The 26,260-nt window shown below is 50.3% G+C and carries 31 protein-coding genes; 12 read left to right on the top strand and 19 right to left on the bottom strand.

Going from position 1 to position 26,260, the window contains the following annotated elements:
• Positions 1–5 precede the first annotated feature (5 nt).
• Together ACE5LO_RS16700 and ACE5LO_RS16695 are read right to left on the bottom strand one after the other, a co-directional pair.
• Positions 6–1,250: a glycosyltransferase gene (locus tag ACE5LO_RS16700; RefSeq protein WP_375521144.1), complete on the bottom strand. Its 1,245-nt coding sequence runs from the start codon at positions 1,248–1,250 to the stop codon at positions 6–8.
• A 191-nt stretch (positions 1,251–1,441) separates the two neighbouring features.
• Positions 1,442–2,431, bottom strand: coding sequence for an alpha-helical endospore appendage domain-containing protein (locus tag ACE5LO_RS16695; protein ID WP_375521143.1), 990 nt, complete (start codon positions 2,429–2,431; stop codon positions 1,442–1,444).
• Positions 2,432–2,668: 237 nt separating this feature from the next.
• Here ACE5LO_RS16695 and ACE5LO_RS16690 point away from each other — a divergent pair, with 237 nt between their 5' ends.
• From ACE5LO_RS16690 to ACE5LO_RS16680, 3 genes are all read left to right on the top strand, one after another.
• A complete protein-coding gene (locus ACE5LO_RS16690) occupies positions 2,669–3,037 on the top strand; it encodes an alpha-helical endospore appendage domain-containing protein (RefSeq protein ID WP_375521142.1) in 369 nt (122 codons plus the stop codon).
• A 135-nt stretch (positions 3,038–3,172) separates the two neighbouring features.
• Positions 3,173–3,478 carry an alpha-helical endospore appendage domain-containing protein gene (locus tag ACE5LO_RS16685; RefSeq protein ID WP_375521141.1) on the top strand — a complete coding sequence of 102 codons (306 nt, stop codon included), beginning with the start codon at positions 3,173–3,175 and terminating at the stop codon, positions 3,476–3,478.
• Between the two features lie 77 nt (positions 3,479–3,555).
• Positions 3,556–3,930 (top strand): alpha-helical endospore appendage domain-containing protein, encoded by a 375-nt coding sequence (locus ACE5LO_RS16680; RefSeq protein WP_375521140.1) that lies wholly within the window; start codon positions 3,556–3,558, stop codon positions 3,928–3,930.
• 440 nt (positions 3,931–4,370) lie between these two features.
• Here ACE5LO_RS16680 and ACE5LO_RS16675 read toward each other — a convergent pair whose 3' ends face one another.
• The 3 genes from ACE5LO_RS16675 to ACE5LO_RS16665 are packed head-to-tail and all read right to left on the bottom strand — an operon-like array spanning position 4,371 to position 7,846.
• Positions 4,371–5,489 (bottom strand): glycosyltransferase, encoded by a 1,119-nt coding sequence (locus ACE5LO_RS16675; RefSeq protein WP_375521139.1) that lies wholly within the window; start codon positions 5,487–5,489, stop codon positions 4,371–4,373.
• 14 nt (positions 5,490–5,503) lie between these two features.
• A complete protein-coding gene (locus ACE5LO_RS16670; protein ID WP_375521138.1) occupies positions 5,504–6,625 on the bottom strand; it encodes a glycosyltransferase in 1,122 nt (373 codons plus the stop codon).
• Positions 6,626–6,649: 24 nt separating this feature from the next.
• The gene (locus tag ACE5LO_RS16665) at positions 6,650–7,846 is read right to left on the bottom strand and encodes a glycosyltransferase family 2 protein (RefSeq protein ID WP_375521137.1); all 1,197 of its coding nucleotides are present in this window, start codon (positions 7,844–7,846) and stop codon (positions 6,650–6,652) included.
• Between the two features lie 213 nt (positions 7,847–8,059).
• On the opposite strand from ACE5LO_RS16665, the gene ACE5LO_RS16660 reads away from it, so the two are divergent.
• From ACE5LO_RS16660 to ACE5LO_RS16650, 3 genes are all read left to right on the top strand, one after another.
• On the top strand, positions 8,060–8,377 hold the full coding sequence (locus ACE5LO_RS16660; RefSeq protein WP_375521136.1) for a hypothetical protein: 318 nt from the start codon (positions 8,060–8,062) through the stop codon (positions 8,375–8,377).
• Positions 8,378–8,496: 119 nt separating this feature from the next.
• Entirely contained in the window at positions 8,497–9,540 is a 1,044-nt protein-coding gene (locus ACE5LO_RS16655; RefSeq protein WP_375521135.1) for a hypothetical protein, read from the top strand.
• 60 nt (positions 9,541–9,600) lie between these two features.
• Positions 9,601–9,921 carry an alpha-helical endospore appendage domain-containing protein gene (locus ACE5LO_RS16650; RefSeq protein WP_375521134.1) on the top strand — a complete coding sequence of 107 codons (321 nt, stop codon included), beginning with the start codon at positions 9,601–9,603 and terminating at the stop codon, positions 9,919–9,921.
• A 65-nt stretch (positions 9,922–9,986) separates the two neighbouring features.
• On the opposite strand, the gene rfbA is transcribed toward ACE5LO_RS16650, so the two are convergent.
• Positions 9,987–10,865: a glucose-1-phosphate thymidylyltransferase RfbA gene (gene rfbA, locus ACE5LO_RS16645; RefSeq protein WP_375521133.1), complete on the bottom strand. Its 879-nt coding sequence runs from the start codon at positions 10,863–10,865 to the stop codon at positions 9,987–9,989.
• Between the two features lie 203 nt (positions 10,866–11,068).
• On the opposite strand from rfbA, the gene ACE5LO_RS16640 reads away from it, so the two are divergent.
• Positions 11,069–12,319: a S8 family peptidase gene (locus ACE5LO_RS16640; RefSeq protein WP_375521132.1), complete on the top strand. Its 1,251-nt coding sequence runs from the start codon at positions 11,069–11,071 to the stop codon at positions 12,317–12,319.
• Between the two features lie 233 nt (positions 12,320–12,552).
• Here ACE5LO_RS16640 and ACE5LO_RS16635 read toward each other — a convergent pair whose 3' ends face one another.
• From ACE5LO_RS16635 to ACE5LO_RS16610, 5 genes are all read right to left on the bottom strand, one after another.
• Entirely contained in the window at positions 12,553–12,918 is a 366-nt protein-coding gene (locus ACE5LO_RS16635) for an alpha-helical endospore appendage domain-containing protein (RefSeq protein ID WP_375521131.1), read from the bottom strand.
• A 254-nt stretch (positions 12,919–13,172) separates the two neighbouring features.
• The gene (locus tag ACE5LO_RS16630; protein ID WP_375521130.1) at positions 13,173–14,402 is read right to left on the bottom strand and encodes an alpha-helical endospore appendage domain-containing protein; all 1,230 of its coding nucleotides are present in this window, start codon (positions 14,400–14,402) and stop codon (positions 13,173–13,175) included.
• Positions 14,403–14,570: 168 nt separating this feature from the next.
• Positions 14,571–15,128 carry a cupin domain-containing protein gene (locus ACE5LO_RS27910; RefSeq protein ID WP_445993908.1) on the bottom strand — a complete coding sequence of 186 codons (558 nt, stop codon included), beginning with the start codon at positions 15,126–15,128 and terminating at the stop codon, positions 14,571–14,573.
• Positions 15,129–15,144: 16 nt separating this feature from the next.
• On the bottom strand, positions 15,145–15,864 hold the full coding sequence (locus tag ACE5LO_RS16615; RefSeq protein WP_375521129.1) for a Fic family protein: 720 nt from the start codon (positions 15,862–15,864) through the stop codon (positions 15,145–15,147).
• Position 15,865: 1 nt separating this feature from the next.
• A complete protein-coding gene (locus tag ACE5LO_RS16610) occupies positions 15,866–16,258 on the bottom strand; it encodes a nucleotidyltransferase domain-containing protein (protein WP_375521128.1) in 393 nt (130 codons plus the stop codon).
• Positions 16,259–16,468: 210 nt separating this feature from the next.
• On the opposite strand from ACE5LO_RS16610, the gene udk reads away from it, so the two are divergent.
• The 3 genes from udk to ACE5LO_RS16595 all read left to right on the top strand — a co-directional run bounded on the left by udk (position 16,469) and on the right by ACE5LO_RS16595 (position 17,936).
• A complete protein-coding gene (gene udk, locus ACE5LO_RS16605) occupies positions 16,469–17,107 on the top strand; it encodes a uridine kinase (protein ID WP_375521127.1) in 639 nt (212 codons plus the stop codon).
• Positions 17,108–17,241: 134 nt separating this feature from the next.
• A complete protein-coding gene (locus ACE5LO_RS16600; RefSeq protein WP_375521126.1) occupies positions 17,242–17,544 on the top strand; it encodes a hypothetical protein in 303 nt (100 codons plus the stop codon).
• Between the two features lie 17 nt (positions 17,545–17,561).
• A complete protein-coding gene (locus ACE5LO_RS16595) occupies positions 17,562–17,936 on the top strand; it encodes a spore coat protein (protein ID WP_375521125.1) in 375 nt (124 codons plus the stop codon).
• 97 nt (positions 17,937–18,033) lie between these two features.
• Here ACE5LO_RS16595 and ACE5LO_RS16590 read toward each other — a convergent pair whose 3' ends face one another.
• From ACE5LO_RS16590 to ACE5LO_RS16565, 6 genes are all read right to left on the bottom strand, one after another.
• Positions 18,034–19,509, bottom strand: coding sequence for a glycosyltransferase (locus tag ACE5LO_RS16590; protein ID WP_375521164.1), 1,476 nt, complete (start codon positions 19,507–19,509; stop codon positions 18,034–18,036).
• Positions 19,510–19,756: 247 nt separating this feature from the next.
• Positions 19,757–20,017, bottom strand: coding sequence for a type II toxin-antitoxin system RelE family toxin (locus tag ACE5LO_RS16585; RefSeq protein ID WP_375521124.1), 261 nt, complete (start codon positions 20,015–20,017; stop codon positions 19,757–19,759).
• Positions 19,983–20,234: a hypothetical protein gene (locus ACE5LO_RS16580; protein ID WP_375521123.1), complete on the bottom strand. Its 252-nt coding sequence runs from the start codon at positions 20,232–20,234 to the stop codon at positions 19,983–19,985. The genes ACE5LO_RS16585 and ACE5LO_RS16580 overlap by 35 nt, the downstream gene beginning before the upstream one ends.
• A gap of 170 nt (positions 20,235–20,404) precedes the next feature.
• Entirely contained in the window at positions 20,405–21,370 is a 966-nt protein-coding gene (gene pelA / locus ACE5LO_RS16575) for a pectate lyase (protein WP_375521122.1), read from the bottom strand.
• A gap of 158 nt (positions 21,371–21,528) precedes the next feature.
• Positions 21,529–22,950, bottom strand: coding sequence for an NAD(P)-binding domain-containing protein (locus ACE5LO_RS16570; RefSeq protein ID WP_375521121.1), 1,422 nt, complete (start codon positions 22,948–22,950; stop codon positions 21,529–21,531).
• A 395-nt stretch (positions 22,951–23,345) separates the two neighbouring features.
• Positions 23,346–24,737 (bottom strand): MATE family efflux transporter, encoded by a 1,392-nt coding sequence (locus tag ACE5LO_RS16565; protein ID WP_375521120.1) that lies wholly within the window; start codon positions 24,735–24,737, stop codon positions 23,346–23,348.
• 201 nt (positions 24,738–24,938) lie between these two features.
• Here ACE5LO_RS16565 and ACE5LO_RS16560 point away from each other — a divergent pair, with 201 nt between their 5' ends.
• On the top strand, positions 24,939–25,169 hold the full coding sequence (locus tag ACE5LO_RS16560; RefSeq protein ID WP_375521119.1) for an AbrB/MazE/SpoVT family DNA-binding domain-containing protein: 231 nt from the start codon (positions 24,939–24,941) through the stop codon (positions 25,167–25,169).
• The gene (gene mazF, locus ACE5LO_RS16555) at positions 25,163–25,504 is read left to right on the top strand and encodes an endoribonuclease MazF (RefSeq protein ID WP_375521118.1); all 342 of its coding nucleotides are present in this window, start codon (positions 25,163–25,165) and stop codon (positions 25,502–25,504) included. The genes ACE5LO_RS16560 and mazF overlap by 7 nt, the downstream gene beginning before the upstream one ends.
• A 64-nt stretch (positions 25,505–25,568) precedes the next feature.
• Here the strand turns inward: mazF and ACE5LO_RS16550 are convergent, their stop codons facing one another.
• Both ACE5LO_RS16550 and ACE5LO_RS16545 read right to left on the bottom strand, forming a co-directional pair.
• Positions 25,569–25,946 carry a retropepsin-like aspartic protease gene (locus tag ACE5LO_RS16550; protein WP_375521117.1) on the bottom strand — a complete coding sequence of 126 codons (378 nt, stop codon included), beginning with the start codon at positions 25,944–25,946 and terminating at the stop codon, positions 25,569–25,571.
• Positions 25,943–26,200: a hypothetical protein gene (locus tag ACE5LO_RS16545; RefSeq protein ID WP_375521116.1), complete on the bottom strand. Its 258-nt coding sequence runs from the start codon at positions 26,198–26,200 to the stop codon at positions 25,943–25,945. Before ACE5LO_RS16545 ends, ACE5LO_RS16550 begins: the two co-directional genes overlap by 4 nt.
• Positions 26,201–26,260 lie beyond the last annotated feature (60 nt).

The raw sequence follows: 26,260 nt of genomic DNA, 5'->3' as shown, positions 1-26,260 counted from the left end.
TCCCATCAGGTAACTCTACCCAAACTCTTCATCCCCCCGGTGTCATGGAGGTACGTATCAAGCAATGACTGCAGTTCCTCCCGTTCCATGGGCAGTTCATGATCCCAGAAATATGTAAGCTCATGAAGAACGGCATCCTCTCCCAGACGGCGGATCAACGCCTCCAGCGACGGTTTGAAGGTGCTTAAGTAGGACAGGGATTCAACAAACGCCCTGATGGAGTCATCATCCTCCCCCAATTTCTCGAGGCACAAGCCCTTGTAGTAAGCAGCCTGATAGCTGCCCATTCCCTTGCGGATCAGATACTTGCCGTGTGGCGTTTCCCCCAGCTCCAGGCAGCGGCTGAAATGGTGCAGCGCTTCCTCATACATTCTCTTCTTATAATGAACAATCCCGGAATAAAACTGGAGATCAACATAATCGGGATACATGCGGAGCGCCAGCTTCAGGCCATGATCAATCTCTTCGGAGATGACTTCGTCCAGCACAACCGAATATTTTAATTTGTAGATGATATAAGGCGGAAGCTGTTTCTCGTCCAGATAATGCTGAATGGCGGTGTTCAGATGCTTGAAGCCGGGACGGTACATCTGCAACCGGTAATACTCACAAGCCAGGTGGTACGCATACCATTGGCCTTGGCCGCCAGCCGTCAAGGGCTGTCTGTTCAGATAGTCCAGCTCCCGCAGCACGTTCGATTTGTTTTGGAGCGGGTTCTTTTCCAATCTGTAGTCATGAATCTTCACCGGGAAAATGCCGACCCGTTCCGGCTCCTTCACTGTGCCCTTCAATTGATCATAGTTCAGCAGCTCCTGGTATTCGGTGAAATACTGAAACCGGAAATGACTGCGGAACAATCGCGGGACCGCCATATCGAGAATGCGTGTGCGCCCGTTTATTGTAAAACCATATTGCAGCACGTTCAGGAATATAAGATCACACTGCTCCTGATACAACAGATCCCGTAGCCGGTAACGGTCGTTCTGATCCAGCTGCTCATCTTCATGCATCCATAGCACCCATTCTCCCGTCGCCTGCTCCAGCGCATAATTGCCAGCCTCCGGATAACCTCCTTCTTCATAAAAATCAAACACCTTCGCTCCATAGGACTGTCCCAGCTTCGAAATGCGGTCCGTGGGCTTCATGTTCACAATAATGATCTCGTCGACCAGCCCCTGCGTGCTGTCCAGACAGCGTTTGAGCTGCGCATCGCTTCCCGTGGCGATCATACAAAGCGACAATTGCTTCATTCTCGTTCACTCCCCGTATCCGAAACCCGAAATGAGTATTCTTCTGACACATACATATGCGGTAGGGAAGAGAGATATAACCGAAAATAGACTACCGGGGAATCCCCAATAGTCTGCTTTCGGTATCCGGTGGTATGCCTCTCATAGCTGTTGTTGTTCTGCGTGGACTAGCTTCTTCATATACATCAATCTCAGTTATCAATCAATCCCATGATAGAGATATGGCCTGCTGTGTTTCCCGCGAACGAACTCTGCAGATAGCGCTCTGAATCGGAGCGGTTTGAGATGCTGATTCGGTCTCCCGGGTTCAGGTAACCGACTCTGCTGGAGGCGATGGTACCCGAGCTGGCAAACGTCGACGATCCGCTGTAAGGCTGGTCGTTGATCAGCAGCGAGAACAGGGAGGGTACAGGCTGATCCGGCGCCAGCGAGACAACCCATTCGATCATGTACAAGCCAGGGTCCTGGATGATAATCTCATCACCGTTATAGTACATACCCGAGACATCGCTTCCTGTTGGCAGGTTCAGATCCACTTTACAGTGGCGCGGAACGCACTGATTGCACACACAACAATTACAGTGGCATTTTTTGCAGCGGTGTTTCTTGCAGTCGCATTTACCTGGAGGGCCTTGCGGACCTTTCGGGCCTGTCGGACCCTTCGGACCTTGCGGGCCTGTTGGACCTTGCGGGCCTATCGGACCTTGTGGGCCTGTCGGACCTGGTGTCCCACCACCCGGGCCTGTCGGACCTTGCGGACCTATCGGGCCTTGCGGGCCTGTTGGACCTGGTGTGCCACCGCCCGGGCCTGTCGGACCTATCGGACCGGTTGGTCCTGGAGGCCCTGCAGGGCCTGTAGCCCCCGTTGCGCCAGCAGCGGCTTTCACGAACTTCTTCAATGAATCCAGCTTGTTCTGCAGCACCATTTCCGTCTTGACCACTTCGCCCAGCGTCTCGCGGACATTACAGTTCAGCGCTGTAATCTCATCCAGGTTCGGCGGTGGTTTGAGGCCGCCTCCCGACAGCGTACCGAGAGCAAACTTGATTTTCTCCGCTTCGGCATTAATGATATGACTCAGCCCAAGCTCCTGCATGGCGATAGATGACAAGACAAGATTGATTGCTTCGTCTCTGGTGAGGGTAATGGCAGGAGTAATATTAGGTATGTTTGCCTGCGACATTTTACACATCCTCTCTTGCTATTATCTCTTAATCCGGTGGGTTTGGGATTAAGTTATATGATAGTGTATGTGCATTAGCGGAAATGGTTATTGTTGGACATCCATATTTAACCTGTCCCGCAAAATTATTTCGAAACAGGAGTTATAGTACAAGTCGAACGGCTTATATACTAAACCATCGATAACAGGTTTGCCTACTCTTGCTGCAGTTGAATTTTCAGGAAAGGAGGGATTACCTTGTCACAGCCATCAATTCCTAATATTACTCCATTGATTACTGTTACAAAAAAAGAAACGATCTCACTTCTGTTAGGTTCTATAGCGATGAATGAATTATCCATGTCCCATATCATTAATGCGGAGGCTGAGAAAATGCAGGCCTTTGTTCAGCATGCCGAACGGTCCATGTCGATCAAAACAAAGGACTATATTCAATTTAATAATACAGTATCCAAGTTTATGGAAGAAATAATAATGGAACATTGGCTGAGCCTCAATAAGCTGGACCGGGTTATACAGCTTGTTGATGAGCATTTCCATGAAGGGGCTTTTGACAACTGCACGGAGGAAGGCAAGGAAATTAACGTGGAGTACTATGATGAATAAGCTTTACTCTGTAAGGAGGTGAGGCAATTGAGTATAGCTGCAGCCACAACATAACGAACGGCCAGCGAACATACCTCAAGAAATTGCCAATGAAGGACACGGTTGTGAATTCCAGATACATCAAGGAGGGATAGCATGTCTTTACCTAATGTTCCGAATATTACGCCTACGATCACGGTGAGCACCAACGAAGCGATCAACCTGCTGCTCACCTCCATAGCGATGGAAGAAATCAGCATCAGTCACATCATTAATTCCGAGGCCGAACGAATTCAGCTTGTCCTCGGCACCCTGCATGAATCGAGTACCCCCGCCTCGATTGAGGAAATCCTGGAGGTCAACAGAGATGTGCGCCAGACCCTGGCTGATGTCGTTCGCAGTGAGCTGCTGCTGCATATTAAACTGGTGACCGTCCTGAACGCCAAGAATCCTGTTAATTAACAGCTTGTAACACTTAGAATATCATCTTCCAATTACTTACTTAAATTTTTCTGTACGCTTAAAGGAGGAAATTACCCATGTCTTTACCCAATGTCCCGAATATCACCCCTGTGATCACGGTTAACTTCAGCGAAGCCATCAACGTGCTGCTTGTCTCCATTGCGATGGAGGAAATCAGCCTCAGCCATATCATTAATGCTGAAGCTGAAAGAATCCAGTTTGTTCTCGGCACCCTGCATGAATCAGGGGCGCATGGATCGATTGATGACATCATCAAGGTCAACAAGGATGTGCGCCAGACGCTGACAGAGGTCGTTCGCAAGGAACTGCTGCTGCAGATGAAGCTGGAGACCGTGCTGAATAGCACCCCCCCTGCCTTGCACGTTGCCTCAACTCAGCAACCTTACGCGCCTGACCAGCCAGGCTCATCATCCTACCCTACTTACCGTTAATCGTCCTGCCCAGACGATTACATTCACATCATCATGTATTTATGCGATTGCCAGCGACAGGGTCGATGGCAATCGTTTTTTTTCTGTCATGAACTGAGGAATCCGAATCATCCGTGCTTGACAGTCAAGCCGATAACCGATCGTGGCAAGGCATGTGCACTCTCTGTCCGCTGGCCTTGCACGATTATCCCGTTGGATCAGGTACAAAAAAACAGCGACCCGCGGATCCAATCGCCCCCCGACCCTCAACTCCCGCATTCTGAGCAAAAGGGATAATCGTGCAAGGGTGTATGGAAAGGTACCATACAACACACTAACCTCACTCTGGCTACTAGACTCTTTTAGAAGATTTGAAAAAATGTTCAGCGTGGCAGGCGCGTCGCGGCGCCTCACGCTGAACCTTTATTTATTTTACTTATGCATGCTTTTTCTTGTTCATTCTATGCTTTCTCAATCTCCGGTGTACCTTCTCCCCTGACAAAACGCGAACCCAATACGTTTATAAAATATTTACGGTTATAGAGCATGCTCGGATGCTTCGGGCTGAAGGCCAGCGCCTTCTCGTTATGCTCGCTGGCCAGCTCTTGCTGTCCCAGCTTGTCATAACACAAGCACATCTGCAGATGTGGATACCAGGTGGTGATCATCCTGCTGGTCATCGCCATCGAAGTCCCGGATGGATTATCCATCTGGACTGCCTGCTTATACCAGTAGATGGCCACCTGATGATGGCCCAATGTCAGAAAGATATCGCCCATATTGGAGCAATACTCCGGTCTCGGCGCGTCATACCATAACGATCGGCTCATGGCAGCGACAGCTTCTTGATACTGCTCCATTTTATTGTAGCAGTCCCCCATTTTAAAGCAGGCCTGTATATTATCCTCCACCCAGCCTTGACCCGTATCCAGGAATCTGTTGTAGTAGTCGATCGCTTCCTCATACCGTCCGTTGTCACGCAGCTCGTTGCCGAAGTAATACAGATCACGCGGCGTGAACTGCTCCCCTCTGCGTTCCCGGGCCAGATAAATTTGCAGGTTGCGGTCCGTATACGGCTTATTCTTGGAATGAATCACCGCCACATCGCTATCGATCATGGGGCCATACGTACTCAGGAACTCATGCACCGGCCCCTCCCACTGGAAATTGCAGGATCTGCGCACCAGCCGGAATCTGCGCATGCTGAACGTCACATTGCCCGAGGCGTCGAAGCCCAGGTTGTACGGCATGGTTACCCGGTCAATTTCCGGAGGCAGGGTGCGCTTCAGTTCCTTTAATTTCTTCACACTAACCTCGTCAATCACATCGTCGGCATCCAGCCACATAATGTACTCCTTCGTCGCCTTGCTGAAGGAATAATTGCGGGCAGCGGCGAAATCGTCGATCCACTTGAAATCATGGACCTGCTGCGCATATTTCGCGGCAATTTCTTTCGTGCGGTCGGTCGATCCGGTGTCCACGATCACATACTCGTCCACTACACCCTTGAGGGCGGAAAGGCAGCGGTCCAGCCCTTCTTCTTCATTTTTCACAATCATGCACAAGCTAATGGTAATCATCGTGACTCTCCTCTTCAGTTCTCTGTGGCAGATGTCAGCTTCTCCAACGCCTCTCTTGCCTGCTCCATGGTGTCAGACAACTCCAGCGCTGTACGGTAGGCCTCTTCCGCCTTGGGGAGATCCTCCATCAGCTCATAACAGATGCCGATATAATACCAGGCCATGAAGCTGCCGGTTCCGACCATGGTCAGGTAGGAAGGATGATCTTCACCCAGTTCAAGGCAGTACTCGAAGGTTTCAATCGCTTCGGGAATTTTTTTCATACTCATCAGAATAATGCCTTTATAGAAGTGCAAATCCACATAGTCGGGATACAGCTTGATGGCAAGATCAATGCTGGGCCATCCGCCCTCGTAGCTGCCAAGGGCCATAAGTATGGTATACTTCAGTTTATATAGTAAGGAAGGCGGTTTTTTCTGAGATTTCAGAAAGCTTCCAATCGATACATTCACCTGTTCAAAGGCTTCGTTCATCCTTTCATGGCGGTAGAGCTCACTTGCATAATGATAATCAAGCCAGGGATCATGGTCTTCGACCTCCAGTGCTTTTTCCAGAAGCCGCATGTTGCGCTCTTTCTTATCTTTCTCTTCGATTGCTTCCTCCAAATAACCGTAGTGATGCAGGGTCACGGGCAGCACGACGACGGATTCTGATGTCAGGTTCAGCTTCTCGATGTCTAATTGCTCATGGATCGCCCCGTCAAAACGCAGCTGCGGATCGTTGCGGAACAACCGGTATTGATTCATGAGATGGGCCCGGTCATAGCTCACCGGGAAGGTTCCGTAATAATTCACAACCTTCATTCTGCCAAAGTAGCATTCCGGGTGTGACAGGACATCCCGAATATGCTCCCTGTCCTTGCGCTCAATCTCTTCGTCAGCGTCCAGCCAGAGGATCCACTCCCCCTTCGCCTGCTCCAGACTGAAGTTCCGCGCATCCGCAAAGTTATCATTCCATTCGTAATCGAAGACGACCGCTCCATAATCCAAGGCGATCTCCTTCGTCCCGTCTGTTGAACCGGTGTCCACGATAATGATTTCATCCACCACATCCTTGATGCTTTCAAGGCACCGCGACAGCCAATTCTCCTCGTTCTTGACGATCATGCACAATGATAACAATCCTTCTTCTCTCACTTGTACCTCACGCTCCTCTCCCAATCAGGATGATTTATCGACCGCAACCCCAAACAGGATGGTCGACAATTTACGGGCCGCCAAGTCGCGCTTGATCATATAACGGCGCGTTATCGATGCTAAATACTGATTTTTGTTCAAACCGTCGCCGAAATCGACAGCAATCATGTCCGGCTGGCCTTCTGTTGACAGCTTCAGCCCACGCACAATGCGAATGTCTTTGTCTGACAGCACATCGCCTTGATACAGCCACAGCACATACTCGGACTTGATATCTTCAAAGGCGCTGTAGGCGATGTGAATCTTGTTGCCGGTTTCCGTCAAGGGGTGAAACCCGACAGGATAGGACTGCGCAATTTCGCTGGTGGAGTCGGTAGAGCCCAAATCAACCACGACGATCTTCTCGAAATCGTTCGTCAGCGAATCCAGGGTTTGCCGCAGCATGGCTTCCGCGTTCATAACGACCAGACAGGCCGAAATCGCAAGCTCCGGTTTATAAATGAGCTGATGAATGTTCGCCCCCCATTTGCGGGTGGCAATCTCGGCGTTCCGTTGCAGAAGCTGGGCGAGGCTGCTATCGGGGAGTTCGTGATGGGTTGTTGCATGGCCGTGATGATGGATAAAAGAGTCCAGAACGACACGTAAGCCGTACCCGCTTCGAATCATCCTGAGGCTCAAATCATCGTCCTCATAGTTGCCGAGCCCGTATATTTCATCGAACAGACCGACTTCCTCCAGCACAGCTCTCCTGGTCAGCAGACAGAAGCCAACGAGCCTGCGGACCTCTGTGTACATCCCCGCATGGGCTTCCCGATGCTGTTTTGCAAAATCATCCAGTTCTTCAATATTGCTGTACGACACGTTGATCTGCTGATGGCCGCTGGAGTAGTTCGTAACAGGTCCTACCGCCCCGGCTCTGGGATCTTCATTCAGCGTACGCAGCAGATTCGACATCCAGTTGCTGGCAACGATCGTATCGTTGTTCAGAAACATGATGTAATCTCCGTTCGAACGCGCATATCCTTGATTGCATCCTTTGGCGAACCCTTTATTCTCCCCGTTCTCAATCAGCGTTACATCCGGCTGCGCACGCAGATAATCCAGTGTTCCGTCCGTGGAACCGTTATCGACGAGGATGAGCTCATACGGCTCCCGGGTGTGGCGCCGGATACTCTCCAGACAGGCCTGGGTCAGCGCTATCTGGTTTCGGGTCAGAATCACAATACTGATCAGAATACTATCGCCCCGCTTTCCTGATTATGCTTGCAAGCAGTTGCATTGAATCTTCTCCACTGGTTCCCCCTATATTTATAAGCGCGATGCCGTGGAACAATGCCTGTTCAGCAAACAATTCAATTTTTTTATTTCAGGATTCACTAAGGCATTTGTCCCTGAATATACTGCTCAAAACTCAGGAAAGAGGAGGAATTGAATATGCCTCATCCCTTAGACGAATTATTTACAACATTTACAAGAACCAAGGATGATGCCATGAAACAAATCATGCAATCCTTTCAGGAGGCCGGTCTGCAGACGAAATACTCCATGATTTCGAATCAGCTTGACCAGCGGTCCGAGCTTGAAGATGTGATTGAAACGCCGACGAACAGTGTGATGGAGGATTTAAGAAGAGCCCTTGAGCAAATCCAGGACACCTTGAATCAGCATTATCCTCATATAGAAGATGACACCTCGTATGAGGATTTATGGAGCCAAGTGAACCGCATCGCTTCCCCCCCTTCATACAAGTAAGCGTGATCCATCCCGGAGGAAAAAGACCACCCTTCTCTTCTACTAAGGAACGGTGGTCTTCTTCATGGCTTCACATACAATGAACTGGTTTTGAATCCGGATAGAAAGGTTGATAGGACATGGAATTAATCAACAAAGCGAATCGCCTGGGGTTGAAATGGATCTCCAACACGGAGGGACACTCTACGCGGCTCCATTTCGACGACCTCAGTTACTGCATAGAACGGGCTCTTCTGATCTGGTATTCCGGGCAGCCCGCATCCGTGGTTGAGATTACGACAGGACATGATCAATTGACGGTTGAATCGGAATCTGTATTCCGGGACAGCTCCACCGGACGTTATGTGCATAACAAGGACATTACCTTCTTTGCACAGGTGAATTCCCATGCGGAATATTCCATTACACCAAAGTCCGGTGATCCGGACGATCCGGGCGATCTAGACGATCTAGACGATCTGGTCTGGCATCTTCCTATCGTCTACAACTGCCCGTTCCTTCCGCCATGTCATTTCTCTCTCCATATTCAAAGTGAGCCCGAGGAGCTGTTATGGGAACCATGGGTGGCTTCGCTGCCTGAAATTACGACGGACCTCGCTCTGTCCTCTGAGCTGCACGTACTCGAAGGGGCCGCACACCTGGCCTATATGGACACCTTCTCCATGGATAAAGGTCTGAAGAAGCAGCCGCTGTATCCCAAGGTCCGTGAAGAGTCGCCCCACCCCTACCTGATCGCCCAGCGGGTGCTGGCTCGGGATGCCGTGATGAAGCTGGCTCAATCGGCAGACCATAGCGTAGTCAAGCTGGGAGACATTGTCACCAGCCGCACGGTCATCACGAATACCGGTTCGACCCCCTGCATGTATGTCCAGTACCGGACCACCCTGCCGCAGTGCGCCCGCCTGGTGCCGGGCAGCTTTATCATCAACGGGATTGAGGTCCCGATGCAGACGGATACGATGAATGTCATCACAGTCATTCTGCGCAACATGCCTGTCGGAGACCTGCTGGATGTCTCTTTCAGGATGGAGATCCATGAACCGTCGGAGATTGAGAAGTTTTATATGAGCTCTGTGCTTGATTATCACTTCCAGCCGGTTGACGACCGGTTGCTGATTGGCAACCAGCCCAGCAATGTGGTGGAGTTTATATGGGGGGGATAAGTACCTATTGCTCCGCTCCTGCATACTGTATGATATCCAGGAGTTGAAGGAGGAATATGCATGTCGCAAGCGGGCATCCCGCATATCACGCCAATAATTACTGTGGATCGGGATGATGCCATTAACCTGTTATTGGCGTCCATCGGTATGGAAGAACTGGGACTTAGTCATATTGTTAACGCGGAAGCAGAGAAGCTGCAGTACGTCTTGGGAATGCTGCCCACCAAGCCCCCGTTCCAGCCCACCGTCTCTGATCTGATGACCGTCAATTGCAGTATCCGTGGAGTCTTGAAGGAAGTACGCAAGAAAGAGGATGTGCTGCTGAACAAGCTGGATCTCCTTGCAGAAGAGGTTGATGACAATACTTGCGGTTGCTGCTAGCAAAAAAGCTTGTCCATACGCGATCAGGGAGAAGAAAGGGAGAAGGCCCCTCTCTTCTTTTTTTTCTAATATTTGATGGTTCCATTTGCGACATTGATCAAGTATCGGCCATAATCCGTTTTCTCGATTTTTTCGCCATTGAGCAGCAGTTGATCCCGGCTGATCCATTGGTTCAGAAAGGCAATTTCCTCCGGGGCACCCACCTTGATCCCCTGATGCAGCTCCAGTGTCTTCACAAAGTCCGAGGCCTCTGCGAGACTCTGATGAGTCCCGGTATCCAGCCAGGTAAAGCCTCTCCCCAGCAGCACAACCTCCAGGTTCCCCGCCTTCATGTAGGCTTCATTCACGGCGCTGATTTCCAGTTCCCCCCGTGCCGATGGCTCGATGCCCTTCGCGATCTCCACAACCTGATTGTCATAGAAATACAGTCCGGTAATGGCGTAGTTCGATTTCGGGTTATGCGGCTTCTCTTCAATCCCGATGACCTTGCCTTCGGCATCAAATTCAAGCACCCCATACCGGCCAGGGTCGTTGACATGATAACCGAATATGGTCGCCCCCGTAGTTCTGGCCAGGGCATTTCTTAACAATACACGCATCCCGCTCCCGTAAAAAATGTTATCCCCCAAAATCATAGCTACGGAATCTCCGCCAATGAAGTCTTCACCGAGAAGAAAGGCCTGCGCCAGCCCGCCCGGGCTCGGCTGGACCTTATACTGCAGATGAATGCCAAAGCTCGATCCATCCCCAAGCAGCTTTTCGAAACGGGGGGTATCTTCGGGGGTGGAAATAATGAGAATATCCCGTATTCCTGCAAGCATTAACGTGGAAAGAGGATAATAAATCATCGGTTTGTTGTATATCGGCAGCAGTTGTTTGCTGGTGACCAGGGTAAGCGGATATAGCCTGGTCCCGCTTCCTCCCGCAAGAATAATTCCTTTCACTAAGGCGGCCTCCTTCTGTCCATGTCCCTGTAGAAATCATGATGAGACGTGTCGAGTATGTATTCTATGGTTATGTTCGGCTCCCTGAATCCATTCCCGATTCCGCAACATAGGAAGGAGTCCAGGCGTCATCCTGCTGCATGAATGAATGCACAAGGAGCCGCACCCTGCATACAATGCCGTGGAGAGGTGAAAGCACAGATATGAGTAGAATGTTCGAGAAGGAGCAGCTTGACAAGCTCAACTATTCTCTGAAACGCAAGCTTCGCAAACTATATACCTCCAAGGGTTCGCCCGCCGGCATGCCGGTGATTATCCGGTTCAGGCACAAAGTGACCTCGTCCCGAATTCATGCTCTGCAGAAGTATATGGGGACTCACTCCTTCTCTATCAAGCATCACATTCCGCTGCTCAACGCATTATCGGTCCAAACCTCCCTCCCTGGACTGAAGCGGCTGAGCAGTTGGAGCGGTGTCCAGCGCATCTATCTGGATGACACCAATAAGGCATCTCTGGACACTGCGGTTTCGTCTGTTGGATCCGCTGCCGTGCAGAACATCCGGGGACTCACGGGAAAAGGCATCAATATCGCCGTGCTGGATACCGGTGTGTTCCCGCATCCTGACCTGACAAGACCCGTGAACCGGATCGTGGCTTTTAAAGATTACATTCATCAAAAGTCCACCCCCTATGATGATAACGGTCACGGCACCCATGTGGCGGGGGTGATCGCAGGCAACGGATGGTCAAGCAACGGGAAATATAAAAGCCCCGCTCCTGAAGCAGGCATTGTGGCGGTAAAGGTGCTCGATGAGCTGGGAGAAGCGCTCGATTCCATCGTCATCAAGGGGATTGAGTGGTGCATCTCGAACCGGATACGATACAATCTGCGCATTGTTTCCTTGTCTTTAGGCAAAATGCAAGTGTCCCCACTTAAAGACGATCTCGTCGTGCAGGCCGTGGAAAAAGCGGTGCGATCCGGACTCGTGGTCGTGTGCTCCGCAGGCAACAGCGGCCCTGAACCCGGAACGATCGAATGCCCCGGAACCAGCCCGTCCGCGATTACCGTCGGAGCCGTAGATGACCGTGATACGGTGGAGCAGCAGGATGACCGCATATGCCGATTTTCAAGCCGCGGCCCCGCCGCTGGCCAACGCAATCCCAAGCCGGATATTACGGCACCGGGTGAAGGAATTATTTCGCTCCGTGCCCCGGAGTCCATGCTGGTACGCAACAATCCCCGCAAAGTCGTCGGTTCGCACTACTTTATGCTGTCCGGAACGAGCGCGGCTACCCCTTTTGTTGCCGGGGTTGTCGCACAGCTTCTGCAAAAACGGCCATTTTTAACACCGATTCAGGTGAAAACTCTCTTAAAAAAGAATGCCTACCGCAGGAAAGGGATGAAGCTCAATACATTTGGCAGTGGTGTGCTCAATGCCAGGTTTCTCTTATAGCAGCAAACAGGGGAGCAACCGATTTGGAATTCCCCCACCTTCGCTTCGCCTGGAGGTGGGGGCTTCTACATGCTGAAAACCTGACTTTTTAACACGCACTTAATTAAAGCAAAGCTTGTCCCGTACAAGAAAGAAAAGCCGGTCCACATCCCGAAATAAGGAAGAAGAAACCGACTTACTCTGGTTTAACCAACTACCCATGACCCCGATAAGCGTAGTGCCAGTTGAACGCGTTAATCCTGGCTCCAATGGGCGAGGGTGATATTATAGCCTGTCGGACCTGTTGGACCTGTCGGGGTTGGGACCGTGGTCACTCCCAAGACCATCTCCAATTTATTACTAAGTACCCAGTTTTTCTTCGTCACTTCTCTTATCGTTTTGCGGATGCTGTCATTTACAGCCAACAATTCACCGACGGTCGCTGATCGGGATAGACCAGGCAGGGTGCCCAACACGAATTGCAGCTTTTCGCCCTCGGCATTCAGGATGTGACTTAATCCCAGTTCCTCCATTGCGATGGACGAGATGATCAAATTTAACGCATCTTCTCTTGAGATCGTGATCGTTGGTGTAATATTGGGCAAATTTGCTTGAGACAAATCCAACCTCTCCTTTCATCTTGACTAATTCAGTCTATTCATCGGCCTATGTATTGGTGAAAGTGTCCTACGTTTTTTACACAAATCGTTTTTTATACAAATTTCGGCCAGACATCTGATGGATGAGCTGTCGCAGTTATCAGAACACATGTTCGGTTTTGAGCACGAAAAATGGCGATTCATCCCCCGCCTAAAGCTGGGCGCTTTTGAGGAGGGGATCTTCTCGCCTATAATAATAAAATTGGCATGCAGGCTCAGTCGTATTCGATAATAAAGGGTACACATGTTATGCCTGATGGACGTACAATGGGCAAACAATTTTGCTCTGTTTGGAATATTGGATAATATGTTATACCTGTCGGAAGTTCGATGGGGATAGATGTTGCACCAGGTGGGACTGGTACAGATTGTAAGCCTATAGGTTCAGGGTACATGACCAGCCAACTTGATCCGTCTGGTGCGGCCGGTGCCGCCGGGATGGCTGATGCGGCCGGTGCGACTGGTATGGCCGGTGCAACTGGGGCTGCTGGGGCTGGCGCCTCGACTACTGCCTCGGCTGGCACTGGCGCCTCGGCTACCGCCACTGCACTGGCTGGAGTCGGCGCCTCGATGACCGCCCCTGCACCGGCTGCTGCTCTCGCAACTGGCGCCGCTGCGCTGACAGGTACTGCCTCTTCGACTGGTGCTACTGCCTCGACTGGTATTGCTGCTTCGACGGGCGCCACCGCATCGACGGGTACTGCCTCTTCGAATGCTGCCTCCTCGAATGCTGCCACTGCCTCGGCGGGCACTGCATCCTCGAATGCTGCCATTGCTTCGACGGGTACTGCATCCTCGAATGCTGCCATTGCTTCGACGGGCATTGCCGCACCGACTGGTGCCACTGCATCGACGGGCGCCACTGCGCCGATGGGCATTGGAGCTTCGACGGGTGCCACTGCGCCGACAGGCATTGCCGCATCGACGGGCGTCACTGCGCCGACAGGTATTGCCGCATCGGCTGCCGCCACTGCACCGACGGACATTGCTGCTTCGACGGGCGCCACTGCACCGACGGACATTGCTGCTTCGACGGGCGCCACTGCACCGACAGGTATTGCCGCATCGGCTGCCGCCACTGCGCCGATTGCTACTCCTGCATCGACTGCTGCTCCTATTGTGCCGGTCGTACCCGTCAGGCCCCTGCCTGCCTGCAGGGCCATTTCCAGTTTATTGGTCAGCAGCCATTCCTTCTTCGTCGCTTCCTTCAGGGTTTGACGGATGCTTTCATTTACAGCCAACAATTCACTAAGAGTTGGCGGTGGTGGCGATAATAATGCTCCGGGCAAGGTGCCAAGTATGAATTGCAGCTTCTCGCCCTCGGCATTCAAAATGTGGCTTATGCCCAATTCCTCCATCGCGATGGACGACATGATCAAAGATATCGCATTCTCCCTTGAGAGCGTAATCGTTGGAGTAATATTTGGCAAATTCGCTTGAGACAAACTGTTCACTCCCTCCGCTTTTGTCAATCTAGACTATTCACCCGGTCTTACGCATGTGTATAGACTAAAGCGGATTTTGAAAAAAAAGAGACTTCACGCAATCTCTTCGTCATGCGCGCACTTTCTTGTATTTCCGCGTGCGTTCATCGCCAATCACGCCGTTCCAGTTCAGGCCAAAGCCGAAATCGTAGACATGGTTCTCCGAATCGACATGGCATTCCATATCAATTGTGGGCCGTAACTGTCTTGTCTTTGTACGAGCGGTTGAGCACGTCCTGCGCGCGGGCATCTCCGGTGCTCCATCTCCAGTTTGAAGGCCTCACCCTTTTTGTATCTGAGCTGTACCATTTCAGCCAGCAGACGCCGGATATGATCCAGCGCCTTCTTTTTATCGGAGCCAACCGAACCGGAATAACAATCCAACTGAATGCCGTCCAGCTGATTGATATGCTCCCGCAAATAGGCGACAGGAATAAGGACGGTGGCGATAATGTTATGATCCAGGCCGATCACCTCATGCACATGGCACTGGTTGATCAGCAGCACATCGCCTTCCTGCAGGGCATATTTTCGGGGTCCGACGGTGGCCTCCAGACTGCCCCGCAGCACAAAAATAATCTCAACACTGTTATGCCAGTGGCTGGGCACATAATTCACGCTGTGCAGCGAGACGTCAAACGGCAGCGAATCATCGGTCACCACCAGCTCATATATGGAATGTTTCAAGCTGTCACTTCCTTAATTAAGGCCTGATATCATCCAGCGAAAACAAGTTTGCTTTGAAAAACTCCACAAATCCGGAATTATTGTCTGACTCATAAAAATCCCTTAGCATTTTTAGATATTCCTGGTTGTCTACCAGCGGGGATAAGATCTTTTGGCCTCCATAGCAACACTGATGCAGTGCCACCATCCTGGCAGTTCTCTTATTTCCATCCATAAAAAACTGTGATTTTGAAATAGCCAAAAGAAAACTCACAGCCTTATTCAGCGAACCACTAAGTTGTTCAACAGCTTCGAACATCTGGTCAAACTTCCTATCCAAATCCCTGAAGTCGGGAGGAACATAGCTGGTTCCCTGGATAAAAACGTTAGTCTTTCTAAGTTCTCCGGACATGACTGATTTGGGACCGGCAACAATCATCCTGTTGTACAGGCACACAATCTCTGGCGTTACTGGGCTTGAGTAGTTTTGTTGAAGAAACTTCATGACCTTGTTCATAGACAAAACTTCTTCAATATGCTGCGATGATAAATCCCTGCTTAATCCCCAAGTCTTCACACTGCCAGTAGTCAGCGCATAAATATCCGATTCAGTGGCTGGATTATTCTCCATCTCCAAAGTACTCTTCATGATCCTGGTAGCCGCTTTTTCTATCATGATCTCTGTTAGACCTCTATCCATTGGATCTAAATCCTCAAGAGATTCGGTACAATAACCAGGAAAGCCGAACATGCCCATGCTATCTATTCCCCCTCGTATTAACCGGTAAATCCATGCCTGGATAGATCTCCACACCATCCTTTAAAATGTTAGCTTTTAAAGAACCCGGTACATCATCAGAATTCCATTTGCTCTTGGTAAAAGCTATAGACATAACGGGAGCATCTACTTGCACCAGTGCCTCAAATTGAGCTTCGGACACTAAAGAAAAGGTTTGTCGGCTATCCGGATGGTCAAGCACAAAAAGAATATCTGTATCTGAGCCCTCGGTATGATCCCCCCGAGCCTTAGACCCAAAGAGAATTACCTGATCAACAACTGTCTTTTTAGAAAGAGTGTCCACCATTTTTTGTATCACTAGTTTATCACTTTCAGTAAGCGTTTTTATTTCGCCCAACTTCTTTTTATTCACGACAGACACCTCCGTATTAAGATATCCATTAACTCAATTATAGGAGATTCAAGTGGCTGATTCTACGATAAAAAAACAAAAGCCCCGCATGAATCCGGAAAGGCTTCCAGGTGAATTATAATCGTTACCGATGGGTGAAAAAAAGTTCATGTTATGCTAAAATACTTGGGTTGTGTTGCAAAGTAACTTAGGGAGGGTTATTGAAACACCATGCTCATTATTGGTATAGCCGGCGGCACTGGCTCCGGCAAAACGACGGTAGCCCGCTCCGTCATCGAACGTCTTGGAACAGGTAAAGTGACCTTCATATCCCAGGATAACTATTATAAAGATCATTCCTATCTCAGTATGGCCGAACGCGAACAAATCAATTATGATCACCCGTTTGCTTTTGACAACGAGCTGCTGATCGAGCACCTCAAGCTGTTGAGGGATGGCCACGCCGCGCAAGCCCCCGTATACGACTTCTCGGTACACGCCCGCTCCACCGCCGAGACGATGGAACTCAAGCCGAACAATATCGCTATCATTGAAGGACTGCATGTGCTGTCTGATGAACATCTGCGCAGCATGCTGGATATCAAGGTGTTTGTGGACACCGACCCGGACGTGCGCATTCTGCGCCGTGTGGTACGGGATATTCAGGAACGCGGACGGACGATTGAGTCTATTCACAATCAGTATCTGACTACCGTGAAGCCCATGCACGAAGCCTTTATCGAGCCCTCCAAAAAATACGCCGATCTGATCCTCCCCGAGGGTGGCGAGAACGAGGTAGGCATTCAGCTGCTGTCCGTATTGACGGAAAAATACCTGTCTGGTGACCGGCAATGGTCCGGGAATAAGTGAAATTTGTCATTAAGCTGCCATGGAATACTCCAGGGCAGCTTTCTTTTTTGGCATGATTCCCCCTGCTTTGAAGCATCCTAAGAAATGCAAGTACAGAGCAAGAGCAAATTTTTATGGAAAAGGAGTCCTCACACATGCAGCAATACCAGACACAGCGCCAGGGACATAGCCAAGGTCAGCAACAGCAGTTGGTCATGACTGTTCCCCCTCAGGTGATTACGACCAAGGATCATTTATATTTGAAAGATCAGCTATCGTGGGAGCTCGTAGCAATGAAGAAATGCAGTCACTTTGCCGCCGAATGCTCCGACCCGGAAATTGCACAGGCCATTGGGCAGGCTGGCCAGATGCACCAACGCCATTACAATCTGCTGCTCAAGCATCTGCAGAATGATAATACGGCGGAAATGCAATGGGTGCAGCAACTGCAACAATAACAAGGAGGATAAGCGGCATGAACCAGAATCAGAATCAGAATCAGAGCCAGAATGCAAATGTGATTAAAAACCCGAAGCCACCCTATGAACCCCAGGTCAAAGGCCCCGAAATGAACGATCGGGATCGTCTCAATGATCTGCTGGCCACGGAAAAATACCTGACAGACAGCTTTAACACCTCCGCCCGCGAGGCAAGCCACCCATCACTGCATCAGGACATCATGACCGTGCTGAACGAAACGCACCAATGCCAATATAACCTGTACGAAATGATGTTCCGCAAAGGGCATTACAAGTTGGAGGCCGAGGAGCAGCAGAAGCTGAATCAAACCTATCAGCAATTCAGCAACTATTCCTCGCAGTTCCCTTATCAGGGGACGAATGTGCAATAAGACAACGGACATTTTGTTTAGTAAAAAGCAGGCTGCCGGCAAGTTCCCGGCAGCCTGCTGAATTTTTTTCCAACTTAGGCATGGGCATGATCCTGATTTATCTCCTGGCATGGAAGAACGGTCTCTCTCTTATCACATAAATGATCTTTTTCACTACAATCGGCGACTTCTTCGCTGCCGGTCGCAGCACTTTTCTCCTCAACAAATGCTGATGCTTGCTCTGTCTTACATTTCTTATGGAACGGAATTTGCGGCTGGTTATTATTCTCTTCCGCAGTCTTGGTCTTAATCGTTGCCGTAATGATCTGCGGCGCTTCCGCCTAACGGGGGCTGCGGGAATTTGCGGCAGGGATCTGGGCGGGATTGGAGAAAGCGGATTCCCCTGAGGCTGGATTGCCACCGGCTTGGCTGCTGGTGCTGGCCGTTCAGGGTGGGTTCTCACTGGACGAGTTTCGGATGCTGGCCGCTCAGGGTGGGTTCTCACCGGACGAGTTTCGGATGCTGGCCGCTCAGGGTGGGTTCTCACCGGACGGGTTTCAGATGCTGGTCGCTCTGGGTGGATTTTCACCGGACGAGTTTCGGGTGTTGGCCGCTCTGGGTGAGTTCTCACCGGACGGGCTTCAGATGCTGGTCGCTCTGGGTGAGTTCTCACCGGACGGGTTTCGGATGCTGACGGCCCAGGGTGGGTTCTCGCCGGGCGGGTTTCGGGTGCTGGGCGCTCAGGCCGGGCATTCACCGGATGCTTTGCTGCCGCGCTTTTTTTCCGTGGCCCGGACTGCGGGTGAGCCGCAGGCGCCCCCCCCCAAGGGGTCATGGCCAGGAATGAATGATAGATCGGTGCCGCAGGTGAATGGTCATCCCACCACTTGTTGTCTTCTCCGGCGAAATGCACAATTTTGTTGTCCGGATCGAGGCCTTCGTAAGCGAATGTATTAAAGCGCAGATCCAATTGCATATAGTTGGAGCTATACATGAAATTCAAAGCATCCTGGTCCGGCATGGTCGTCGCGGGGTAATTGCGCAAGAAATAAAGCAGTTCATCATACCACGACTCTTTTTTGCGGATATTGTCCAAATGAAACAGAATGACACCCGAGTTAAAATATACGTCTCCGTTCAGCCCCATGGTTAGAAAATAATCACCCAAGCTATCCTTCCCCTGATCAATGATCGCGCCCAGATAACATTCTCCCAGATCAATATTCCACAATTCGCTGATATCCATATTGACCCACACATCGCAATCCAGGTAAATGACCCGGTTAGTCCGAAGAATATTCGGCAGCAATAAACGGTACATGCTGGCTTTGGTCCAATGATTAATTTTATGAACCTCGGCCGAAGCCTGAAGCATATCGTCAGGAACTGTAACATGATAGAAAAAAATATAATGATGAAAAGCCCTGGCCAGCTTAGTGAGCTTTGATCTGCTTTCTTTAGTTAAGGTTTCATCATGCAGAATGTGCACATTGATCGTTTGCTTAATATTAGAAAAAACGGATGCAAGAACGACAGCCGCATGCTTCGCATATTTCCCATCCCGGTCATTGAGCGATAAAACCAGTTCAACCATCAAGGGATCACCAACTCCTTAAAGTATCATTGAGTATAGCTGTCTGTTTTATTACTTTAAGTGTATGTTTGCCCTTGGGACCGGATTGGACTTTCCCCTAGCAGCCTTCGATTTATTGTGAAACCTTACCTAATTAAACATTCTGGAGTGCCGACAAAACAATTTTACATATTACAAAGTTTCGATTTGACACAAATAAAAGAGCCCGTTTCTCCTACTCTAAGGATTAACCGACTCATTATTGTGGTCAATAGATATCTCCGCGATTAGCGATAGTTAATACGTAAACCATTTTTTCCGTATGATTGACTTCAAAAATCACCCTGTATGTACCCACTCGTAGGCGCATAAGTTTTTCTCTTCCTTTGAGTGGTTTTATATCGCCCATTGGTGGGCGAATAGCTAGTCCAGCTAATGCACCTCTAATGCGTTCTTGTACTTCTCGTTCCTGTTTAGCAACAAATTTTACAGCATCACGGCTTAATGTCAGTTGGTAAGTTAAGCTCACTCATTGCTTCCCCCCATGACATAAATTCAGTACCGCTTTTCAATTGTCGTTCTTCTTCTTCGCTCAGAGAAACATCATCTGGCTCCATCCGTGCAATCTCGTCCCAATCTGGCCGGTGACTTATAGATAGGTACTTTAGATAGTCATACGCTGATTGGCTAGCATCATCTGGAAGAAGTTCAATTAATTCGATTAATTCCTGCTTGCTGATGGCCATGGTAACCCCCCTCTGATCAATGTCCATTATCCGCTAGTGTTTCAAAACCGAATTATCACTTCATTATAGCATATCACTCACAATTTTACACAAGGAAGGCCCTTTGGGCGATCAGAAAAGAGAGCTCATACTATCGCTAGCATAAGCTCTCTTTTCATAGTGTTATTCCATTAGTTCACCAGTCCCGAAGGCCAATTGCCGTACCAGGAGTAGCCTGTTCTTCTTTCCTGATCAATATCGCTGAGCTTGTATTTCACCACACCATCGCGGCCGACGAAGATCGGCTTGTTCGTTCCGATTTCGTAAAAACGGGCCCAGATCGGCGGTGCGCCGGGGTCCTCCACAACGACCACATCATCGCTGGTTTTGACCACTTTGATGCCGGTAATCTTTACCTCCTTAAACCAATTCTCAGCGGCTTGAATGGCAGCGGTAATTTGCGGCGTGGCCTGTCTTGTTTTCAGGAATTTGACAATTCCCACGCTTTCACTGGCACACAGAGATGGCACTTCATAGGCTCTGGCCCCTGCCGGAGCCAGGGTTACAGAGTCGTGCTGCTGCCCCCACACGGTTAATTTTCCGTTCACCTTGATCTGGGTCGCCAATATGTTGTTTACACCTTTGGCAACCGCCGTTTTGCTTCGATCCGCCAAAGCTGTGTCTACAAAGGAAAAGTCACTCTTTTTGTTGCTCACCTCATCCAGAAGAATCATGACATTCATCATGGCGTTATCATTGAAGGTAATATGCTTGTGATAACCCGTCCCCTGATACACCTGCGGCCATCCGCCGTTGCCATACTGCATGTTCAGCAGGAAGTTGATGCCTTTGATCGCTGCTTGCGAATATTTGCTGTCCTTTGTCTTGGCATACTCGCTTGCCAATCTTCTGATTTCCGTATAGGTAGCTTTATTGTCAATCGTTGATTTGGCCCATTCCCCGCTGGTGACCGAGTAATCCTTTTTCCAGCCTCCATCCGGCTGCTGGTTTTTCAGAATATCTGCGATGCTGGCCGTCGTGCCCGAGGCATCAGCGGCGGATACCGATGAAGAAGGATTGAGCCCGAATCCGGCAACCGTCAGGACAAAAGATAGAATCCATACCAGAGTGCGTTTGCTCCACTTTACTTTTAACATCATACCAGCTCCTTTTTCATTTTTTGTAAGCGATTTCAAAAGTGCTTGTACATTATCTTAGTTCAGCGTTTTCTTTTTGTCAATGTTTCCCATATACAAAAAAAGAAGACCCAAGCAGCATGCAACATGCCTGGATCTTTGCTCAATGCCATTGCATGTTAAGGATTCCGAGGTGGCCATTCGCCCGTGAATTCCTGTTCATCATAGGCAAAAAAGCTGTTCAGAATCTCCTCACGGTCATCGAGGAATAGCTGGTCCGCCACCGCCGACACGAGCTTCGGGATCGCATATTTCATGCCGGACAGCGCCGATGCCGAAAGGCCGCAGCTGACAAGCGCCGAGTAGTTGAAGGAGAAAAGCCCGTGCAGCAGCTTCTCTCCCTCCGCATCCCGGCTGGTAAAGGCAAAACCCGGAGCCAGATAGGGATGCGCGTCCAACAGCGGATTGGCTGTGTTCGCAGGCGGCGTGTAACGGTCGCCCCAGCGGGCAATATGGGCTTCCACCCGCTTCAGCTCAGGACGCAGCGCGGGATCTGTGAGCAGCCCTGTGCTGATGATCAGGAAGTCGAACGTGTATGTGCCGTGCGGCGTGGTCACTGCAGCGCCATCACCGGCTGGCTCTACATTCAACCATGGCGAACCCAGGTGCAGCTGAAAACCGGGCCATGACGAGGCCCGTGCAAAGGTGTCATTGGTTGGCGGCTGATTATGCTTGAAAAAGTGCGCCATCACGGCATACTTGTCGGCATCCGACAGCACAGGGAAGCGCTCGATCATGCCGGACATCTCCATCTGGCGAATCGGATTGATGCGCGGCAGCTCTTTGCGCCGCACGAACACATGCGCCTCGGCCACACCTTCCGTCAATGCAAAATTCGCATTGTCGAAGGCTGATGCGCCGCCGCCCAGCACGGCCACCTTTTTCCCTTTTAACCGCTCAAAATCAATAGCCTGCGAGGTATGGGCATAAAGCTGCGGTGGCAGCTTCTCCGTGATCATAGGCGGCACATGCCATTGCCCTCCGCCCTGAATGCCGCTCGCCAGGATCACCTTGCGTGCCAGCAGCCGCCTGGACGGTGCTCCCGCCCCTTCAATATGCAGGCAGTGTATGCCATCTTCATACGGCTCAATCAGCTTCAGTCTGACTTCGTTCAGGACGGGAAGCTGCAGCACCTTGCGGTACCAGCGCAGGTAGTTCATCCAATCGCCCCGCGGAATCTTGACCACCTCTTCCCAGCCCTCGGGTCCGGTCTGCGCCTCCCACCAGGAGCGAAAGGTCAGGGAAGGAATGCCCAGGTCGATGGAGGTCAGATGCTTCGGCGTGCGCAGCGTCACCATGCGGGCATAGGTTTCCCACGGACCTTCCAATCCTTCCGGGTTCTCATCAATAACCAGAATGTTGGATATCCGCTCCCGCAACAGCCCGAAGGCGATCCCCAAGCCGCATTGGCCACCGCCCACGACTACCACATCATAGACATGCCCTTCCGCATGGCGAACAGGCCGGACCCAGTCCGCACCTCCGCAAGCCAGATAAGCAAGATCTGTTTTCACTCTCTCGTTCAGCGCTTCCAAGCTCATCGTTCCTGCATCCTTTCGAGTGGCGGAATTACGATTCTCATAGCATGAAACTTCCACATAATGTTATCTAAACTTCATTTGTACACTCATTTCCCTGTATACCCTCAAGCATCTATGGAAATTTCGGTATTAAGTAAAGTTATGATACATATATCTGCCATATTCAGCTTATCGCGCACTCGGCACCATTACAATTTATCTGCAGGTTTATTGTCATGATTTCTAATTTCCCGCTGCCCGATTATTCATCATGACCATTCGCCCTGTGGCGTGAGCAGCTACGGAGAACCGCGATGGCATAAATAACGAAACGGGAAAAGGCCAATCAGAAAAACTCTGATTGACCTTTTCCTATGCGGCAATGTACACGAAAACGCCAGAGGGCTTGTGTCGGCTTAGTCGATCAAGCGGTGCGCATACCACTTTTTACCCCGGAAGCGCCACAGGAAGACCGCACCCCGCACGCCCCATTCGAGGTTCATCGCCAGCCACACCCCAAGAATGCCGAAGCCCAGCACAATGCCCATAATGTAGCCCAGCACGACCCGGAACAACCACATCGACAGCATGGAGGTGATGGATGTAAACTTCGAGTCTCCCGCCGCCCGCAGCGCCGAAGGGAGAATAAAGCTGATCGCCCACAGCGGAACCTGGGCAATGGCATTGATCAATACGACCCAGTATATGTCGTCCACAATCTCCGCCGGAGGCTGGAACAGACCAACGAGCGGATAGAACAAGGACATGAGCAGCACGCCCATAAAGATGAAAGAGAATGTTCCCAGCCACAGAAAGGCTTTCGTGAATTTCTTCGCATCATCAATGTTCCCCCGTCCCATGCACTGGCCAACCACCGTCACAATGGTGAGGGACAAGGCAGTCGCGGGAATCTGGAACACCCCGGCCAGCGAGCTGGCAATGGCATTGGTCGCAATGGCGTACGTGCCCAGGCTGACAATAAAGATCTGGGTCAGAATCTTGCCGCCGTTAAAAAACATCTGCTCAGCCGCAAAAGGAATGCCGATGAACATGATTTTCTTCAGCATGGCATAGTTCACACGCAGCAAATCCCTGATCTGGACATGCAGCTCCGCATCCATTTTGACCAGATAGAAAATCGCACAAACGGCCGCCGCATATCTGGCGATATTGATGGCTAGCGTCATTCCCTGCACGCCCATATCCATGATGTTGATAAAAACGATGTTCAGGAGCACGTAGGACAGGTTCATGATCAGGGAAAGCGCGAGCGCCGCCCTTGTTCTCCCGATCCCCCGCAGCACACCGCACACCGCCTGCTCTATCGCAACCCCCACATAGGATATACCACTCCCGATCAGATACACTCTGGCCTGATCCAGCACATCCAGCGAGGCCGTGCCAAACAGGACGCTCAAAATCGGATTATGGAGCAGGATCACCAGCAGGCTGATCACAACCGACAACAGGGTTACTGAAGCTACCGACCCGGAGGCTGCCTTCGACACCATCAGGCTGTTGCCGCTGCCCTTATACTGGGCCACCACCACGGTTCCCCCGGTAGCCACGGCGACGAATACACTTACGAGAAAAATGTTCAGCGAGTCGATCATATTTACCGCACTGACCGCCGCCATACCCGCCGAGCTGATCATTGCCGTGTTGACAAGGTTCAGGCCGATCAGGAACATCTGATCAATCAGCAGTGGGATGAACAAAGCACGAATCTGCTGGTAATCAATGGACTCGCCGGTCAAATATTTTTCCAGGAAAGATGTTTTTCTGTTTTTTAGCTTGGGCTCACCCATATCATCACATTCTTTTCATTATTCGGAAAATACGCTATTTTTATATATGCTGCGCATTCCGGTTCTGGACCCCGTAACTTTACATTCTTATAGGAGTATCACACCCAAATGGAATCCTGTCAATGATTAGGAGCAGATCAATTTGACCATAATGAACAGAAAGTTTATACTTTGTATATACTTTTTCTTGGGGGCGATTCCATGTTTCAGGTTCAAAAATGGGGTAACAGCCTGGGTATTCGCATCCCGAAGTCCCTTGCCTTGAAGGTCGGGCTTGAGGAAGGCTCCGAGGTCGACCTCGACGTGGAAGATGGTCACCTTGTAATAAAACCGAAGTCGGCAACCTTAGACGACCTCCTTTCAGGGGTCACACTGGAAAATCTCCATAAAGAGGTATCGACTGGCGAGCCACAAGGACGAGAGTCATGGTGACAAATCAGTATGTGCCAGATCGCGGCGACTTGGTGTGGTTGCAATTCAACCCACAAGCAGAGCATGAACGAGCTGGGAAGCGCCCTGCTTTGGTTATTTCACCTGCTACATACAACAGGAAGGTCGGGCTTTCTCTGCTCTGTCCGGTAACGTCCAAGGTCAAGGGCTATCCGTTCGAGGTCATCATTCCACAGGATTTACCTATCGAAGGGGTCATTCTCTCCGATCAGGTGAAAAGCCTCGACTGGCAGTCCAGACTGGCAACTTTCATATGTAAAGTACCCGACGAGACGCTGGCTGAGGTTGTCTCAAAAATGGAGTTGCTGATCCGCTAGAGATTATGAAAGTAACACAAAAAGACGGAAGTTCTCCCACCTCCGTCTTTTGCATTTAATAAACTCAAACTGTTAATTTCATGACTCCAACATTAATTGTAGCTCTTGCTAGTTTTAAGAAGTCAAAGCCCAATATTCCGTCTATCTCCATTCCATAATCCATACTGCCTACTTCAACTTTGAAGCATTTTAACATTGCTCCATCGACTATGACTGCATCCATGTATTTGGTGTATACGTATTCTACTCCACCTACACCTCGTATAGTCTCAACCTCATCATCCCCTGCAGGAACGATTCCTATTTCACGAACAATATCTGCGTTCAGCAGTGTGCTGGCCGAACCGGTGTCTAGCAGCACCTTCTGAAGCTTCAATTCTTTCCCTTTGTAAATAATGCTCATGCTGACGAATGGGAGTGAATGTATTTCCGCTATATTCATCTCGGTCCCCTGACCCCTATATAGCGTTCCTTTGCTACGATTTCCGAACGGGAGGTGTGAAAAAAACAATATTCCCGATGGGGATCTTCACGATGCAGTTCAGTGTAACGCTTTAACGCCTTGGTTGAATCGTCAAAAGAATCAATCACAACCATCTCTTCAATGTAACGGTGCCCCTCCTTGGAGTACGCTTTAGTAGCCTCCAGGACGACCCACTCGTCAGGAAATCGTTCCTTAACCTCATTCCATTGCATCTTCAACACCTCCAGTAGAATAACTAAAGTTATTTTACCATAATGAGCCGAAGGTTTTTC

The organism is Paenibacillus medicaginis, assembly GCF_042138635.1.
Classification (GTDB): domain Bacteria; phylum Bacillota; class Bacilli; order Paenibacillales; family Paenibacillaceae; genus Paenibacillus; species Paenibacillus medicaginis.
The sequence above is the reverse complement of the archived record's forward strand: the minus strand, read 5'-3'. Positions and strand labels throughout refer to the sequence as shown.

What these genes read in the sequence shown, in the direction of transcription:
- ACE5LO_RS16700 (WP_375521144.1), bottom strand. Translation starts at nt 1,250, where the DNA reads ATGAAGCAATTGTCGCTTTGTATGATCGCCACGGGAAGCGATGCGCAG.
- ACE5LO_RS16695 (WP_375521143.1), bottom strand. Translation starts at nt 2,431, where the DNA reads ATGTCGCAGGCAAACATACCTAATATTACTCCTGCCATTACCCTCACC.
- ACE5LO_RS16685 (WP_375521141.1), top strand. Translation starts at nt 3,173, where the DNA reads ATGTCTTTACCTAATGTTCCGAATATTACGCCTACGATCACGGTGAGC.
- ACE5LO_RS16680 (WP_375521140.1), top strand. Translation starts at nt 3,556, where the DNA reads ATGTCTTTACCCAATGTCCCGAATATCACCCCTGTGATCACGGTTAAC.
- ACE5LO_RS16675 (WP_375521139.1), bottom strand. Translation starts at nt 5,489, where the DNA reads ATGATTACCATTAGCTTGTGCATGATTGTGAAAAATGAAGAAGAAGGG.
- ACE5LO_RS16660 (WP_375521136.1), top strand. Translation starts at nt 8,060, where the DNA reads ATGCCTCATCCCTTAGACGAATTATTTACAACATTTACAAGAACCAAG.
- ACE5LO_RS16655 (WP_375521135.1), top strand. Translation starts at nt 8,497, where the DNA reads ATGGAATTAATCAACAAAGCGAATCGCCTGGGGTTGAAATGGATCTCC.
- ACE5LO_RS16650 (WP_375521134.1), top strand. Translation starts at nt 9,601, where the DNA reads ATGTCGCAAGCGGGCATCCCGCATATCACGCCAATAATTACTGTGGAT.
- ACE5LO_RS16640 (WP_375521132.1), top strand. Translation starts at nt 11,069, where the DNA reads ATGAGTAGAATGTTCGAGAAGGAGCAGCTTGACAAGCTCAACTATTCT.
- ACE5LO_RS16615 (WP_375521129.1), bottom strand. Translation starts at nt 15,864, where the DNA reads ATGGGCATGTTCGGCTTTCCTGGTTATTGTACCGAATCTCTTGAGGAT.
- udk (WP_375521127.1), top strand. Translation starts at nt 16,469, where the DNA reads ATGCTCATTATTGGTATAGCCGGCGGCACTGGCTCCGGCAAAACGACG.
- ACE5LO_RS16600 (WP_375521126.1), top strand. Translation starts at nt 17,242, where the DNA reads ATGCAGCAATACCAGACACAGCGCCAGGGACATAGCCAAGGTCAGCAA.
- ACE5LO_RS16595 (WP_375521125.1), top strand. Translation starts at nt 17,562, where the DNA reads ATGAACCAGAATCAGAATCAGAATCAGAGCCAGAATGCAAATGTGATT.
- ACE5LO_RS16590 (WP_375521164.1), bottom strand. Translation starts at nt 19,509, where the DNA reads ATGGTTGAACTGGTTTTATCGCTCAATGACCGGGATGGGAAATATGCG.
- ACE5LO_RS16580 (WP_375521123.1), bottom strand. Translation starts at nt 20,234, where the DNA reads ATGGCCATCAGCAAGCAGGAATTAATCGAATTAATTGAACTTCTTCCA.
- pelA (WP_375521122.1), bottom strand. Translation starts at nt 21,370, where the DNA reads ATGTTAAAAGTAAAGTGGAGCAAACGCACTCTGGTATGGATTCTATCT.
- ACE5LO_RS16570 (WP_375521121.1), bottom strand. Translation starts at nt 22,950, where the DNA reads ATGAGCTTGGAAGCGCTGAACGAGAGAGTGAAAACAGATCTTGCTTAT.
- ACE5LO_RS16565 (WP_375521120.1), bottom strand. Translation starts at nt 24,737, where the DNA reads ATGGGTGAGCCCAAGCTAAAAAACAGAAAAACATCTTTCCTGGAAAAA.
- ACE5LO_RS16560 (WP_375521119.1), top strand. Translation starts at nt 24,939, where the DNA reads ATGTTTCAGGTTCAAAAATGGGGTAACAGCCTGGGTATTCGCATCCCG.
- mazF (WP_375521118.1), top strand. Translation starts at nt 25,163, where the DNA reads ATGGTGACAAATCAGTATGTGCCAGATCGCGGCGACTTGGTGTGGTTG.
- ACE5LO_RS16550 (WP_375521117.1), bottom strand. Translation starts at nt 25,946, where the DNA reads ATGAATATAGCGGAAATACATTCACTCCCATTCGTCAGCATGAGCATT.
- ACE5LO_RS16545 (WP_375521116.1), bottom strand. Translation starts at nt 26,200, where the DNA reads ATGCAATGGAATGAGGTTAAGGAACGATTTCCTGACGAGTGGGTCGTC.